13 protein-coding genes and 2 tRNA genes are annotated in these 13,985 nt (G+C 58.2%); 11 read left to right on the top strand and 4 right to left on the bottom strand.

Annotation, left to right across the window (positions count from 1 at the left end; translation table 11 throughout):
- Positions 1-8 precede the first annotated feature (8 nt).
- Genes ACR0AJ_RS12135 through dxs form a run of 4 tightly spaced genes read left to right on the top strand, consistent with a single transcriptional unit; the run spans position 9 to position 3,984 of the window.
- A complete protein-coding gene (locus tag ACR0AJ_RS12135; protein WP_480647603.1) occupies positions 9-935 on the top strand; it encodes a histone deacetylase family protein in 927 nt (308 codons plus the stop codon).
- Entirely contained in the window at positions 932-1,174 is a 243-nt protein-coding gene (locus ACR0AJ_RS12130) for an exodeoxyribonuclease VII small subunit (protein ID WP_058282745.1), read from the top strand. Before ACR0AJ_RS12135 ends, ACR0AJ_RS12130 begins: the two co-directional genes overlap by 4 nt.
- A complete protein-coding gene (locus tag ACR0AJ_RS12125; RefSeq protein WP_480740922.1) occupies positions 1,175-2,041 on the top strand; it encodes a polyprenyl synthetase family protein in 867 nt (288 codons plus the stop codon).
- A gap of 14 nt (positions 2,042-2,055) precedes the next feature.
- Positions 2,056-3,984: a 1-deoxy-D-xylulose-5-phosphate synthase gene (gene dxs / locus ACR0AJ_RS12120; RefSeq protein ID WP_170376385.1), complete on the top strand. Its 1,929-nt coding sequence runs from the start codon at positions 2,056-2,058 to the stop codon at positions 3,982-3,984.
- A 32-nt stretch (positions 3,985-4,016) separates the two neighbouring features.
- Here dxs and ACR0AJ_RS12115 read toward each other — a convergent pair.
- A tRNA-Thr gene (locus tag ACR0AJ_RS12115) sits at positions 4,017-4,092 on the bottom strand.
- 206 nt (positions 4,093-4,298) lie between these two features.
- Between ACR0AJ_RS12115 and ACR0AJ_RS12110 the strand changes: the two genes are divergently transcribed.
- Genes ACR0AJ_RS12110 through arsJ form a run of 3 tightly spaced genes read left to right on the top strand, consistent with a single transcriptional unit; the run spans position 4,299 to position 7,389 of the window.
- A complete protein-coding gene (locus ACR0AJ_RS12110) occupies positions 4,299-5,132 on the top strand; it encodes an arsenate reductase/protein-tyrosine-phosphatase family protein (protein WP_480740920.1) in 834 nt (277 codons plus the stop codon).
- The gene (locus ACR0AJ_RS12105) at positions 5,129-6,127 is read left to right on the top strand and encodes an ArsJ-associated glyceraldehyde-3-phosphate dehydrogenase (protein ID WP_170349642.1); all 999 of its coding nucleotides are present in this window, start codon (positions 5,129-5,131) and stop codon (positions 6,125-6,127) included. The genes ACR0AJ_RS12110 and ACR0AJ_RS12105 overlap by 4 nt, the downstream gene beginning before the upstream one ends.
- Positions 6,124-7,389, top strand: coding sequence for an organoarsenical effux MFS transporter ArsJ (arsJ, locus tag ACR0AJ_RS12100; protein ID WP_480740918.1), 1,266 nt, complete (start codon positions 6,124-6,126; stop codon positions 7,387-7,389). Before ACR0AJ_RS12105 ends, arsJ begins: the two co-directional genes overlap by 4 nt.
- Before the next feature lie 56 nt (positions 7,390-7,445).
- Here arsJ and ACR0AJ_RS12095 read toward each other — a convergent pair.
- Positions 7,446-7,522 (bottom strand) — tRNA-Arg (locus ACR0AJ_RS12095).
- 115 nt (positions 7,523-7,637) lie between these two features.
- Between ACR0AJ_RS12095 and ACR0AJ_RS12090 the strand changes: the two genes are divergently transcribed.
- Entirely contained in the window at positions 7,638-8,663 is a 1,026-nt protein-coding gene (locus ACR0AJ_RS12090) for a LacI family DNA-binding transcriptional regulator (RefSeq protein ID WP_170360951.1), read from the top strand.
- 4 nt (positions 8,664-8,667) lie between these two features.
- Positions 8,668-9,876: a winged helix-turn-helix domain-containing protein gene (locus tag ACR0AJ_RS12085; RefSeq protein ID WP_480740916.1), complete on the top strand. Its 1,209-nt coding sequence runs from the start codon at positions 8,668-8,670 to the stop codon at positions 9,874-9,876.
- Between the two features lie 3 nt (positions 9,877-9,879).
- Here the strand turns inward: ACR0AJ_RS12085 and ACR0AJ_RS12080 are convergent, their stop codons facing one another.
- Positions 9,880-10,578 carry a fumarylacetoacetate hydrolase family protein gene (locus ACR0AJ_RS12080; RefSeq protein WP_170349628.1) on the bottom strand — a complete coding sequence of 233 codons (699 nt, stop codon included), beginning with the start codon at positions 10,576-10,578 and terminating at the stop codon, positions 9,880-9,882.
- Positions 10,579-11,119: 541 nt separating this feature from the next.
- Positions 11,120-11,554, bottom strand: a complete 435-nt coding sequence (gene hpaR, locus ACR0AJ_RS12075; protein ID WP_480740914.1) for a homoprotocatechuate degradation operon regulator HpaR — start codon at positions 11,552-11,554, stop codon at positions 11,120-11,122.
- Between the two features lie 236 nt (positions 11,555-11,790).
- Here hpaR and ACR0AJ_RS12070 point away from each other — a divergent pair, with 236 nt between their 5' ends.
- A complete protein-coding gene (locus ACR0AJ_RS12070; RefSeq protein ID WP_480740912.1) occupies positions 11,791-13,203 on the top strand; it encodes a pyridoxal phosphate-dependent decarboxylase family protein in 1,413 nt (470 codons plus the stop codon).
- Between the two features lie 10 nt (positions 13,204-13,213).
- On the top strand, positions 13,214-13,984 hold the full coding sequence (locus ACR0AJ_RS12065; protein ID WP_480662899.1) for an HpcH/HpaI aldolase family protein: 771 nt from the start codon (positions 13,214-13,216) through the stop codon (positions 13,982-13,984).
- Position 13,985 lies beyond the last annotated feature (1 nt).

Here is a 13,985-nt window from a genome sequence, read left to right as displayed (position 1 = left end):
GGATCAATATGAAAACCGCCCTTTTGACTCATGCGGATTGTCTGGCGCATGTCACCCCGGATGGGCACCCTGAGCGGGTGGCCCGGCTGGAGCATATCCTGCATGCGTTGGAGTCATTGGACCTGAACCGGGTGACAGCGCCACTGGCGGCGGATGACGATCTGCTGCGCATACATCCGGAAAGCTACATCCGGGATGTACGCAAAATGCGCCCCGCAGAGGGCTTTGCCCAGATCGACGGGGACACGTTCATGTCTCCGGGCTCGGTCGATGCGGCCTATCGCGCGGCGGGGGCTGTGGTGCGGGCGGTGGATATGGTGCTGGGCGGTGAGGCGCAAAATGCCTTTTGTGCGATCCGGCCTCCGGGGCATCACGCCGAGACTGACACCGCGATGGGGTTTTGCCTGTTCGGCAATGCCGCGCTGGCGGCGAAACATGCGCTGGATCACCACGGGCTGAACCGTGTCGCAGTGGTTGATTTTGACGTGCATCACGGCAATGGCACGCAGGATTTGCTATGGGATGAGAAACGCGCACTTGTGATCACCAGCCAGCAGATGCCGTTGTGGCCCGGATCGGGGCGTCCGGATGAAACCGGCGCGTATGAGACCATTCTCAACATCCCCCTGTCCCCCGGTTCCGGCGGGGCCGAGATGCGTGCGGCCTATGAAACACAGGCTTTCCCGCGCCTGCGCGCCTTCAAGCCGGACCTGATCATCATCTCGGCTGGATTTGACGCGCATCAAGACGATCCTTTGGCCAATCTGAACTGGTCCACAGGTGACTTTGCCTGGGTCACCGCAGAGCTTTGCAACATAGCCGATGAGCTTTGCGGGGGACGTATCGTCTCGACTCTGGAAGGCGGGTATGATCTGAACGCACTGGCCCAGGCCACACTCGCCCATGTGGAAGAATTGATGAAGGCAGCCCGATGACCGATACTCCAGTAGACCAGATGACATTCGAACAGGCGATGAAAGAGCTTGAGGCCGTTGTTGGCCAGCTCGAGCGCGGCGATGTGGCGCTGGACCAGTCCATCGCGTTGTATGAGCGCGGCGCGGCGTTGAAAAAGCGCTGCGAGGAGGAGTTGAAGCGGGCCGAAGAAAAGGTGGCCGCTATTACTCTGGACGCCAACGGTCAGCCGACCGGGACGACGCCTGTCGAAGGTCAGTAAATGTTTCGTGAAATACTAGCGCAGGATGCGGCGCGGATTCAGGATCAGTTCGATCTGGTTCTGGGCGCGCTGGACGATCTGAATGTGACCCGTGCGATGGCCTATGCCACCAAAGGTGGCAAACGGTTACGTGGGTTTCTGGTGCTGGAAAGCGCGCGCCTGCACGGCGTGGATGCAAGTCGCGCCGTTTGGCCCGCCACCGGGATCGAAGCGCTGCACGCGTACTCACTAGTCCATGACGATCTGCCCTGTATGGATGACGACGATCTGCGCCGTGGGCGGCCCACGGTTCATGTGAAATGGGACGAAGGCACCGCCGTTCTGGCCGGGGACGCGTTGCAGACGCTGGCCTTCGAACTCTGCACCCGTCCCGAGGTCGGCACGGCCGAGGTTCGGGCAGAATTGGCTCTGACCCTTGCCAAGGCCAGCGGAGCGCAAGGTATGGTGCTGGGTCAGGCGCTGGATATCGCGGCGGAAACGGCTGCAGCACCGCTGACCCTGGACGAAATCACGCGCCTTCAAGCGGGTAAGACCGGTGCCCTTATTGAATGGTCCGCATGTGCAGGCGCACGTTTGGCGCAGGCCGACCCCGGGCCGTTGCGCCAATATGCCCGGGCACTGGGGCTTGCTTTTCAGATCGCGGACGACATTCTGGATGTCGAGGGTGATGCCGAAAAGGCTGGAAAACGCCTGCAAAAGGATGCCCAGGCTGGCAAGGCCACATTTGTTTCACTGTTGGGTCTGGAAGCAGCCAAAGCCCGTGCGGCGGAACTGGTGGATCAAGGCTGCGCCGCACTGGACGGCTATGGCGCATCGGCAGAAACCTTGAAGGACGCCGCCCGCTTCGTTATTGCCCGGGACAGCTAAGCCAGGAACGCCAAATGTCTGACCGTCCGAAAACGCCTTTGCTGGACCTTGTGAGCCGCCCTGCGGATCTCAAGCAGTTCTCGGATGCGCAACTGCATCAGGTGGCGCAGGAATTGCGAACCGAGACGATTTCGGCCGTGTCCGTCACAGGTGGGCACTTGGGCGCGGGCCTAGGTGTAGTCGAGCTGACCACCGCGTTACATGCGGTGTTCGACACGCCCCGCGACAAGATCATTTGGGATGTGGGGCACCAGTGTTATCCGCATAAGATCTTGACCGAACGGCGCGACCGTATCCGAACCCTGCGCATGAAGGACGGACTGAGCGGGTTCACCAAGCGCAGCGAAAGCCCGTATGATCCGTTTGGGGCAGCGCACAGTTCGACCTCGATCAGCGCTGCGCTTGGGTTTTCCGTGGCCCGCGATCTGGGAGGCGTCACGCCCGAAGGGCTGGGTGACGCAATTGCCGTGATCGGCGATGGGTCGATGTCGGCGGGTATGGCCTTTGAGGCGATGAACAACGCCGGTCATCTGGGCAAACGCCTGATCGTCATCCTTAATGACAATGAGATGAGCATCGCCCCGCCCGTCGGTGCACTGTCCAGCTATCTGTCGCGAATTTACACCGAAGCACCGTTCCACGAATTGAAAGCCGCTGCCAAGGGTGCGGTCTCGCTTCTGCCTGAACCGTTCCGAGAAGGTGCAAAACGGGCCAAGGAAATGCTGAAAGGCATGGCGGTGGGCGGCACGCTGTTCGAAGAGCTTGGCTTTTCCTATATCGGGCCTCTCGACGGTCACGACATGGATCAGTTGCTGCCGGTTTTGCGCACGGTCAAAGCACGGGCGACCGGTCCGATCCTGATCCATGTGCTGACAAAAAAGGGCAAGGGCTATGCGCCCGCCGAGCAGGCCCGCGACAAGGGCCACGCCACCGCGAAATTTGACGTGGTCACGGGCGAGCAGAAAAAGGCCCCGTCCAACGCGCCGTCATATACGTCGGTCTTTGGCAAAGCGCTGGTTGATGAGGCGGGGCGCGATGACAAGATCGTGGCTGTCACGGCCGCAATGCCGGACGGCACAGGGTTGAACCTGTTTGCCGAACGCTACCCTTCGCGCTGTTTCGACGTCGCAATTGCGGAACAGCACGGCGTGACCTTCGCGGCGGCGCTGGCGGCTGGCGGTATGAAACCGTTCTGCGCGATGTATTCGACCTTTTTGCAGCGCGGCTATGATCAGGTGGTGCATGACGTGGCCATTCAGCGCCTGCCGGTGCGTTTTGCCATCGACCGTGCAGGGCTGGTGGGTGCTGATGGCGCAACCCATGCGGGATCCTTCGATATTGCCTATCTTGCCAACCTGCCCGGCATGACCGTCATGGCCGCTGCGGATGAGGCCGAACTGATGCACATGGTGGCCACGGCGGCGGCCCATGACGATGGCCCCATTGCGTTCCGCTATCCGCGCGGCGAGGGTGTGGGCGTCGACCTGCCTGAACGAGGCGAGGTGCTTGAGATCGGCAAAGGCCGCATGATCCAAAAAGGTGCGCGCGTGGCGCTTTTGTCCTTTGGCACCCGCTTGGCCGAGGTGCAGAAGGCCGCCGAGGCCCTTTCAGCCCGCGGGATCACACCCACCATCGCCGACGCCCGTTTCGCCAAACCGCTGGACCGTGATCTGATCCTTGATCTGGCCGCTAACCACGAGGCTCTGATCACCATCGAAGAAGGTGCCGTTGGCGGATTTGGCAGCCACGTGGCACAGCTATTGGCGGATGAGGGTGTGTTCGATCACGGGCTGAAATACCGCTCGATGGTGCTGCCGGATATCTTCATCGATCAGGCCAGCCCAGCGGACATGTATGCCGTTGCGGGCATGAATGCCGAACAGATCGAAGCCAAGGTTCTGTCGGTTCTGGGCGTCACAACAATAGGCGAAAAACGCGCCTAAGCGGTTACCGGAACACGATTCGGGAATGCATGTGGTGCCTCAAGAGGGACTCGAACCCCCGACCTTGTCCTTACGAAGGACCTGCTCTACCAGCTGAGCTATTGAGGCAAGCGAGGGTTCGTTTAAACGGTCGGGGTGGTACGCGCAAGCCTACTTCTTTTTGGTTTCCTCGTGCTTTTTCCACGCGTTTGGGCAAGCTGTGCTGTTGACCGCTCGACCCCAACGCGAACATTCAGTGACAACGAATGTGAATTTATTGTAACGGCGCGGGTTAGGGATTGTTGCTTGCGTATTATTTCGATATTTCATGAAATATGATAAATCGAATAACAAACCAACTCGCTGTCCTTGGCCACCCGCAACGTATTTCGGTGTTTCGTATATTGATGCGACGCTTTCCTGACGCCGTTCCGGCGGGTGAATTGGCGACAGAGCTGAGTATCAAACCCAGCACTCTGTCGAACTATCTGAACGCATTGCAACGATCCGGGCTGGTGACGCAGAAACGGTCGGGGACTTCCCTGCTTTATTCGGTTGAAATGAAGAACGTTCAGAACATGCTGGGCTTCCTGCTGAACGATTGCTGCCGTGGCCGCCCTGATATCTGCATGCCATCCGAGCAAGGAAACGGCGCAATGACGGGCCGCAAATTCAACGTGTTGTTTATCTGCGTTGGCAACTCGGCACGTTCCATTTTTGCCGAGACCCTGCTGCGAGACATCGCTGGGAACCGGTTCAACGTCTACTCAGCTGGCACAAAATCGTTTTCCGAGCTGAATCCGATGGCCATGCAAGTGCTTGAGGACAAGGGTCATGACACCTCGGGTTTACGGTCCAAAAGCACATCTGAATTCTCGGGCCCCGACGCGCCCGAGTTGGATTTCGTTTTTACTGTCTGCAACAAGGCCGCAAACGAAGAATGCCCCGCCTGGGAAGGTCAGCCGATTAGCGGCCACTGGGGTATGATCGATCCGGTCCAGACCGAAGGCACAGACGCCGAAAAAAGCCTAGCGTTTCAGAACACTTATGGCGCGCTCAAGCGCCGGATTGAAGCCTTCACCTCTTTGCCGGTCGAAAGTCTTGACCGGATCGCATTGCAATCTGCTGTCGATGACATCGGCAGAACGCCCGTCGAGGAAGAACAATGACAACTTACGCACTGAACGGTTTGGGCCGGATGGGAAAGCTGGCCTTGAAACCATTGCTGGAAAAAGGCGCCAAGATCGCCTGGATCAATGATGCAGTGGGCGACCCCGAAATGCACGCGCATCTGCTGGAGTTTGACACCGTGCATGGCCGCTGGGATGCCAATTTCGAGCATGACGCAGAGAGTGTCACGATCAATGGCACCCGCCTGCCTTTTATTGGCACCAAGGACCTGAATGCCCTTCCACTGGACGGTGTCGATGTGGTGATCGATTGTACAGGCGTATTCAAGACTGAGGCCAAGCTGGCCCCATATTTCGAGGCTGGCGTGAAAAAGGTTGTCGTCTCGGCTCCGGTCAAGGAGGGACCGACTGCCAATATCGTCATGGGCGTCAACGATGCCACCTATGACCCGAACAAGCACCTAATCATCACTGCGGCCTCATGCACCACCAACTGCCTGGCGCCTGTGGTCAAGGTGATCCATGATAACCTGGGCATTCGACACGGATCGATGACCACAATCCACGACGTGACCAACACGCAAACCATTGTGGATCGACCGGCCAAGGACCTGCGCCGCGCACGCTCGGCGTTGAATTCTCTGATCCCGACCACCACCGGATCGGCCACCGCAATCACGCTGATCTACCCCGAACTCACGGGGCGGCTGAACGGCCATGCAGTGCGTGTGCCGTTGCTGAACGCCTCGCTGACCGATTGCGTATTCGAAGTCGAGCGGGAAACAACTGCTGAAGAGGTCAACGCCCTGTTCAAAGCCGCTGCCGAAGGGGACTTGAAAGGTATTCTGGGTTATGAAACGCGGCCTTTGGTGTCGACCGACTACACCAATGATACACGCTCTTCGATCGTGGATGCGCCTTCGACCATGGTGGTGAACGGAACGCAGGTAAAGATCTATGCCTGGTACGACAATGAAATGGGTTATGCGCACCGCCTGGTGGACGTTGCCCTTATGGTTGGGTCGGGGCTGTGACCCAACGGCCCGAGGGTCTGTCAGCCTATATCGCGGTCACAGCCGCCTATTGGGCGTTTATGCTGACCGACGGTGCGTTGCGCATGTTGGTGCTGTTGCATTTTCATTCGCTGGGCTTTTCTCCGGTGCAGCTGGCCTATCTGTTTGTTTTGTATGAGGTCGCAGGGATCGTGACCAATCTGACGGCGGGCTGGATCGCGGCGCGGTTCGGGTTGGCCTCGACGCTTTTTGCCGGTCTGGGACTTCAGGTTCTGGCCTTACTGGCGATGACGCAACTGGACCCGAATTGGACCATCGCAGCATCGGTGACCTTTGTGATGATGGTGCAAGGGGCCAGCGGCGTGGCCAAGGACCTGGCCAAGATGTCCTCGAAATCTTCTGTGAAACTGCTGGCACCCACCGAGGGGGGCGGGCTTTTTCGTTGGGTAGCGGTGCTGACCGGATCCAAGAATGCGGTGAAAGGGCTGGGCTTTCTGCTGGGTGCGGTGATGTTGGCCACCTCGGGATTCATGATGGCGATCCTGATTATGGCCGCAGTTCTGGCGCTGATATTGATTGGAGTAATACTGTTCATGCCCGCAGGTCTGCCCATGGGTCGCAAAGGGGCAAAATTCTCCGAGGTGTTCTCGAAATCCGCCAATGTGAACTGGCTTTCGGCGGCGCGTGTCTTTCTTTTTGGCGCCCGAGACGTGTGGTTCGTGGTCGGCATCCCGATCTATTTCTACGCCGTGCTGTCCGACGGCACCCAAGAAGGAAACCGCGCAGCCTTTTTCATGATCGGCTCTTTCATGGCAGTCTGGGTTATCCTTTACGGCGCTGTTCAAGCCAGCGCGCCCAAGATTCTGCGCGCCAGTGAACGCAGCGAAGCAGACCTGATCCGCTCCGCCCGCGGCTGGGCCGCAGCTTTGTTTTGCGTACCCGCCGCATTGACGATTGTGGTGCTGTTCTCTTCAGGCCCCGAAACATGGTTAACCGTCACGCTGGTTCTGGGCCTGCTGCTGTTCGGCGCGGTGTTCGCAGTCAACTCATCGCTGCATTCCTACTTGATCCTGGCCTTCACAAAATCGGAACGGGTGACGATGGATGTCGGATTTTACTACATGGCCAATGCAACGGGCCGTCTTGTAGGCACCGTCCTGTCCGGGCTGACCTATCAAATCGGAGGTCTTTCCCTGGTCCTGGGCACCGCAGCCGCGATGGTTGCACTGGCAGCGCTGGCATCGGGCAAGCTGACCGATCAAACCGCTGACGCCTATTCTTGAATGTCGTCGTACACTACCTGACCGCCCGGCCGCCTATAGCTGTGTTTCAGCAAACTTGGCGACCCCGGCAGGATTCGAACCTGCAACCTGCCCCTTAGGAGGGGGCTGCTCTATCCAGTTGAGCCACGGGGCCGCGCAAGGCTCTCTGTAACCCGGTTTTTTCAGGTTGTCATGACCTTTGCACAACAGTTGTAAATCAAGTCCCGTTCACGCTACCATCGGGCAAAACAACAGTGCAGGTGCCCTCCGTGACCACAGAAACAAAACGTCCGCTTACCCTTCGTGATGTATCCGAAGCGTCAGGGGTGTCCGAAATGACGGTCAGTCGGGTCCTGAGGAACCGGGGCGACGTGTCCGATGCTACCCGCACCCGCGTTTTGGCTGCCGCGAAAGAGTTGGGATACGTTCCTAACAAGATTGCAGGCGCGCTGGCTTCCAGCCGCGTAAATCTGGTTGCGGTGATTATCCCGTCGCTGTCCAATATGGTCTTTCCCGAGGTTCTGACCGGTATCAATCAGGTGTTGGAAGACACTGAATTGCAGCCCGTTGTCGGCGTCACCGATTACCTGCCCGAGAAAGAAGAAAAAGTCCTTTACGAGATGCTCTCGTGGCGGCCGTCGGGTGTGATCATCGCGGGACTGGAACATACCGAAGCAGCCCGCGCAATGCTGGATTCAGCCGGAATTCCGGTGGTCGAGATCATGGATACGGACGGCAAACCAGTGGACGCGATGGTCGGCATCTCACACCGCCGTGCCGGGCGTGAAATGGCTGCTGCGATCCTGAAAGCGGGTTATCAACATATCGGTTTCATGGGCACCAAGATGCCGTTGGACCACCGCGCGCGGAAACGCTTTGAAGGTTTTACCGAAGTGCTGGGCAAGAACGGGATCGAGATCGAAGATCGCGAGTTCTACTCCGGCGGCTCGGCCCTGGCCAAGGGGCGCGAGATGACGCAGGCCATGCTGGATCGTTCACCAGATCTGGATTTCCTGTATTATTCCAATGATATGATCGGTGCTGGTGGATTGCTGTACCTGCTGGAACAGGGCATCGACATACCGGGACAGATCGGTCTGGCCGGGTTCAACAATGTGGAACTGCTGCAGGGGTTACCACGCAAGCTTGCCACGATGGATGCCTGCCGTCTTGAGATCGGGCGCAAGGCGGCCGAGATTATCGCCACACAATTGGCCGATCCGAATACCGAGGTCGACACGCGTCTGACACTGACCCCCAAGATCAGCTACGGCGACACCCTGAAGCGGCGCTAAAACCGTGGCGCCGCGGCGGCTGGACAACAAAACGGCCCGCGCGTTGTTTATGGATCACCATGCGCTGGCCGAACCGCCTTCGGGCGGGGCCAAAGGTGCGGATTTATTGGATTTGATCCACCGACTGGGCTTTGTTCAGCTGGACAGTATCAATACCGTGGCGCGCGCCCATGACATGATCCTGTATTCGCGCAGGCCATCCTATCGCGCCAAAAACCTCAAACAGCTTTACGAACGTGACAAGGCGCTGTTTGAACACTGGACTCATGACGCTGCTGTCATCCCGATAGAGTTTTACCCCCATTGGCATCTGCGATTTCAACGTGATGAGGTATTGTTGAAATCCCGGTGGAAAAATTGGCGCCGGGATGGGTTTGAGCAGCAGTTTGCCTCTGTCCTGCAACATATCCGCGATCATGGCCCGGTCTCGTCCTCGGATGTGGGCAAGGACGAGAAAAAGGGCTCGGGCGGTTGGTGGGATTGGCACCCATCGAAAACGGCGCTTGAGTTCCTGTGGCGGTCGGGCGCGCTGACCGTGGTTGGCCGCAACGGATTTCAAAAGCAATACGATCTGACCGAACGGGTCATCGAGACGCATCTGTGTCCTGGCAACATGCCCTGCAACGCCGAGGAAACCGTGGATTGGTTGTGCAAAGCAGCGTTGGACCGGCTGGGATTTGCAACACCCGGAGAGCTGGCGGCATTCTGGGATACGGTCAGTGTTAGCGAGGCCAAGAACTGGTGTAATAAGGGTCTAACACAGGGCATTCTGGAGGAGATTGAAGTCACCTGTGCCGATGGAAGAATCCGCAATCTGCTCGCGCGCCCGGATTTGGCCGAGAAAAACCCGCCTTCGCCGTCCAGCCGCATTCGCGTGCTTAGCCCCTTTGACCCGATGCTGCGCGACCGCAACCGCGCGGAACGTCTGTTCGGGTTCCATTATCGGATTGAGGTCTTCGTTCCCGCCGCCAAACGGACCTATGGCTATTACGTGTTTCCGCTGCTGGAAGGGGACCGATTGATTGGCCGGATCGATATGAAAGCCCAGCGCGACAGTGGCATTCTGCAGATCAACGCGTTATGGCCAGAGCGATCCGTGCGCTGGTCCGACGCACGGACACGCAGGCTGGAGGCCGAGATGGACCGCGTCCGCCGGTTTGCTGGATTGGACGGTGTTGAATTCGCAACCGATTGGCTGAAAGACCCTAAATAGGGTCTATTCTGAATCCGTCAGCGTCAATTGGATCGGCTGCAACCCGTCAATCCCCCCTTCGATCACATCCCCAGCCTGCACTGGGCCAACACCGGCGGGTGTGCCCGTCAGGATCAGGTCACCTGGACGCAGATGGTAATATCCGGACAAATGGCTGATGATTTCGTCGATCTTCCAGATCAGTTCGCTCAGCGTGGCATCCTGACGAATGTCGCCGTTCACGCTTAGATGAATGCGTGTGTTGTCTTGCGGTGACCAGTCCGCAGCCGAGGTCAGGGGCGCAAACACTGCCCCGGCCTCAAGGTCCTTACCCAGATCCCAGGGTCGCTGTTTGTTGCGCTCTCGGATTTGCAGATCCCTACGGGTCATGTCCAGGGCACAGCCATAGGCATAGACGGCGTCCCAGGCCTGCGCACTGGTGGCGCGGAAAACGGGCTTGCCGATGGCTACAGCCAGCTCCATCTCGTAATGAAAATTCTCGGTCCCCGGAGGGTATGGCACAGACGCACCGGTCAGAACTGCGTTTGGAGCTGATTTGGTGAAATAAAAGGGGGCTTCGCGGTCGACCTCGTGCCCCATTTCGGCGGCATGAGCGGCATAGTTACGGCCCACACAGAAAATTCGCCCCACCGGATAGGCCGCATCCTGCCCCCGCATCGGAATCACAACCGGATCGGGAAGAGAAAACAAATTGTCTGGCATGGGAGCCCCCTAATCTATCAGCCAGCGCGCATCTTAATGCGGTGAACCGCGGGAACAAGTCGCCGCTTCTCGCGACATCGGCTGAATTCACTGCAATTTTACCTGCCAATCGGCAAGCCCTGGCCGACAGCTGTTCACAATCTGGTCGACGGGCTTGGAAAACGCTCAAACAGCTCTAAGTTGAAAGATGGCTGGGTGACGAGCGCTGGCAAATCGGGGTGCCGCGCGCTCTGACCGCCACTCACAGATATGGCGGGGACCCAAGCACCCGCCACGACGTCAAGACACCCCATAGGGTCCCGCATCACGCGGCATTATCGGGTGCGAATATTTCAGAGAACTATGGTCAAAGGCGTTACCCCCAATGTCTTTGGAGCAAAAAGCCGGTTACTTTTTTGATTGGCGCGTTCTCTGAATTGCGGGCCGGACCGTCGGGAACTATCCGGTGCAACCGGCCTCGGGCCAGGCATATAATCCAGTACACGTCTGGCCGCCCCGTCAGAGATAGCACCTGTCTCTGGCGGGGTTCGTATTTGGGGTGTCACGTTTCCAGTTCGCGCAATTCGTTCAGCAGGTCCAACAGGGCCTCATGCCGGTCGGGCCCAAGTTTGGTGCGCAGATCCTCGGCCAGATGGATGGTTATCTGAATATTGTCTTGGATAATCTGCTTTCCTTTGGCTGTGATGTCGACGATCTGGCGGCGCTTGTCACAAGGGTGCGCGCTCCGCAGGATCAGGCCTTTGACCTCAAGCTTTTGCAGAATGCGAGTGAGGCTGGGCAACAACAGGCAAGCACGGTCCGCAATATGAGTCGGCTCTTGCGGGCCTTCCTCGTTCAGGACACGCAGCACGCGCCATTGCTGTTCGGTCACACCAACATCCGCCAGCATCTTGCGAATGGGACCCATGACCCGTTCCCGCGCCCGCAGCAACGCAATGGGCAATGAACGTGACGTCAATGGTACATCATTGGTCATACGAAATTCTTGCCGAATTCCGCCGACACTGCAACGGGACAAAGGGTTTTTTCCGCTGTTCTTACCTATTTGGCCATAAATAGACTCTATGCGATGGGATATTTTCACAGGGTTGTCATTTTGTGATGAAGTGAAGGATCGAAAGATCGTTGACCTTCTGCCCGCGTTGTCCATCACTATCAGCAATACAAAACCAGCCCGGGGGTAACCCCCACCAAACAATGCTGAGGATAGCGATGAAATGGGATGAATTCTCAGACTGGGGCAAGAAAATATCCGAATGGGCACAGGATTATCACCTGACCGTGGGGGACAAACCGGTGCGCGCCCAGACCGAGCCCGGAGAAGTTTTCAACGCCCTGCCCGCCCATCCGCCGGAACAGGCGCAGGCGATCGAGGACATTTTCCGCGATTTCGAAGATATCGTGATGCCTGGTATCACCCATTGGCAGCACCCCCGGTTCTTTGCCTATTTCAACTCGAACGCCTCGGCCCCTTCGGTTCTAGCCGAGTTTCTGGCCAGCGCCATCGCGCCGCAATGCATGCTGTGGCAGACCTCGCCCGCCGCGACCGAGATGGAAACGCGGATGATGGACTGGCTGCGACAAGCGCTGGACCTGCCCGAAGAGTTTGCTGGTGTCATCCAGGATTCTGCTTCGTCGGCAACGCTGGCCGCTGTGCTGACTATGCGGGAAAAAGTGTTGAACTGGCAGGGCAATCGTCAGGGGTTGTTCGGTCAGAAACCGCTTCGTGTCTATTGCTCGGCCGAGGTCCATACATCGGTGGACCGCGCCATCTGGGTTGCGGGGATTGGGCAGGATAATCTGGTACGTGTTCCGATCAAGGGAGATTGGCGCGGGATGGATCCTGCGGCACTGGATAGGGCAATTCAGGCCGATTTAGACTCTGGTTTTCAGCCCGCCGGTGTCATTATGTGTGTTGGTGGCACCGGAACTGGGGCCACCGATCCGATCGACGAATGCTTGAAGGTGGCGCAGAAATACGGGCTTTATACGCATGTGGATGCGGCCTGGGCCGGGTCGGCGATGATCTGCCCGGAATATCGCCACTATTGGCCCGGCGTGGATCAGGCCGATAGCATCGTCTTCAACCCGCATAAATGGCTTGGTGTGCAATTCGATTGCTGTGCGCATTTCCTGAAAAACCCGGATGACCTGGTGCAGACGTTGGCGATTAGCCCGGAATTCCTGAAGACGCATGGTAAGGACGGGATCATCAACTACTCGGAATGGTCGGTGCCTCTGGGCCGTCGGTTCCGTGCGCTGAAACTGTGGTTCGTTATACGCGCCTATGGGCTTGAGGGGTTGCGTGAACGGCTGCGCAATCATGTGAACTGGTCCGTCGACCTGCATGACAAGTTGGCGGCCGAGCCGGATTTCCAGATCACCACGCAACCGATGTGGTCGTTGTGGACCTTCCGCTATGCGCCTGAAGGGCACCCCGATCTGGACGCGCTGAACCTGCGGCTGGTTGATGCCATCAACGATGATGGCCGCATTTACCTGACCCAAACCCGTGTTGACGGTGATATGACGATCCGTTTTCAGGCGGGTCAGTTCGAAACCACTGAAGATGACGTGCGAATGGCCTATGATGTCATCACCGAAATCGCACGCTCACTAACCTAAGGGTTCCACCATGTCCGCACCAAAAAATACTTTCAAACAGGCTCTGATCAACGGAGATCGCCAAATCGGTTGTTGGAGCAGTTTTGCCGAACCCATCGCAACCGAGATCATGGGCACCGCCGGATTCGACTGGCTGGTGATCGACGGTGAACATGCGCCGAATGACATCCGTTCGATACGCGATCAGCTTATGGCGCTGGCCGCCAGCCCCTCGCATCCGGTGGTACGCGTGCCCGTTGGGGAAACGGCGAAGATCAAGATGGTGCTGGATGTGGGGGCGCAAACCATTCTGGTACCGATTGTAGAAAGCGCCGAACAGGCACAGGAATTGGTCCGCGCCTGTCGTTATCCGCCCATGGGCCTACGCGGTGTCGGTGCAGGGGCCGCACGGGCGACTGGCTATGGGTCCGTCACGGATTACATTCAAACGGCAGATGCGCAGATTTGCCTGCTGGTTCAGGTGGAAAACCGCGCCGGGATGGCAGCACTGGACGATATTCTGACGGTTGACGGTATTGATGGTGTGTTCATCGGCCCGGCGGACCTGTCCACCGACATGGGCTATCAAGGCAATAGCGCCGCGCCCGAGGTGCAGGCCACCATCGCCGACGCCATCACCCGTATCAAAGCCGCCGGCAAGGCACCTGGCATTCTGGGCACCAATGATCAGGCAAATCAGACCTATATGGATATGGGCGCGCAGTTTCTGGCAGTGGGAATCGATGTGATGCTATTGGCGCAGGCGGCGCGGGCCTTAGCGGCCAAGTGGAGAGCGAAGTGAC

It is taken from the genome of Ruegeria sp. CJ9, from assembly GCF_056536625.1.
The sequence above is the reverse complement of the archived record's forward strand: the minus strand, read 5'-3'. Positions and strand labels throughout refer to the sequence as shown.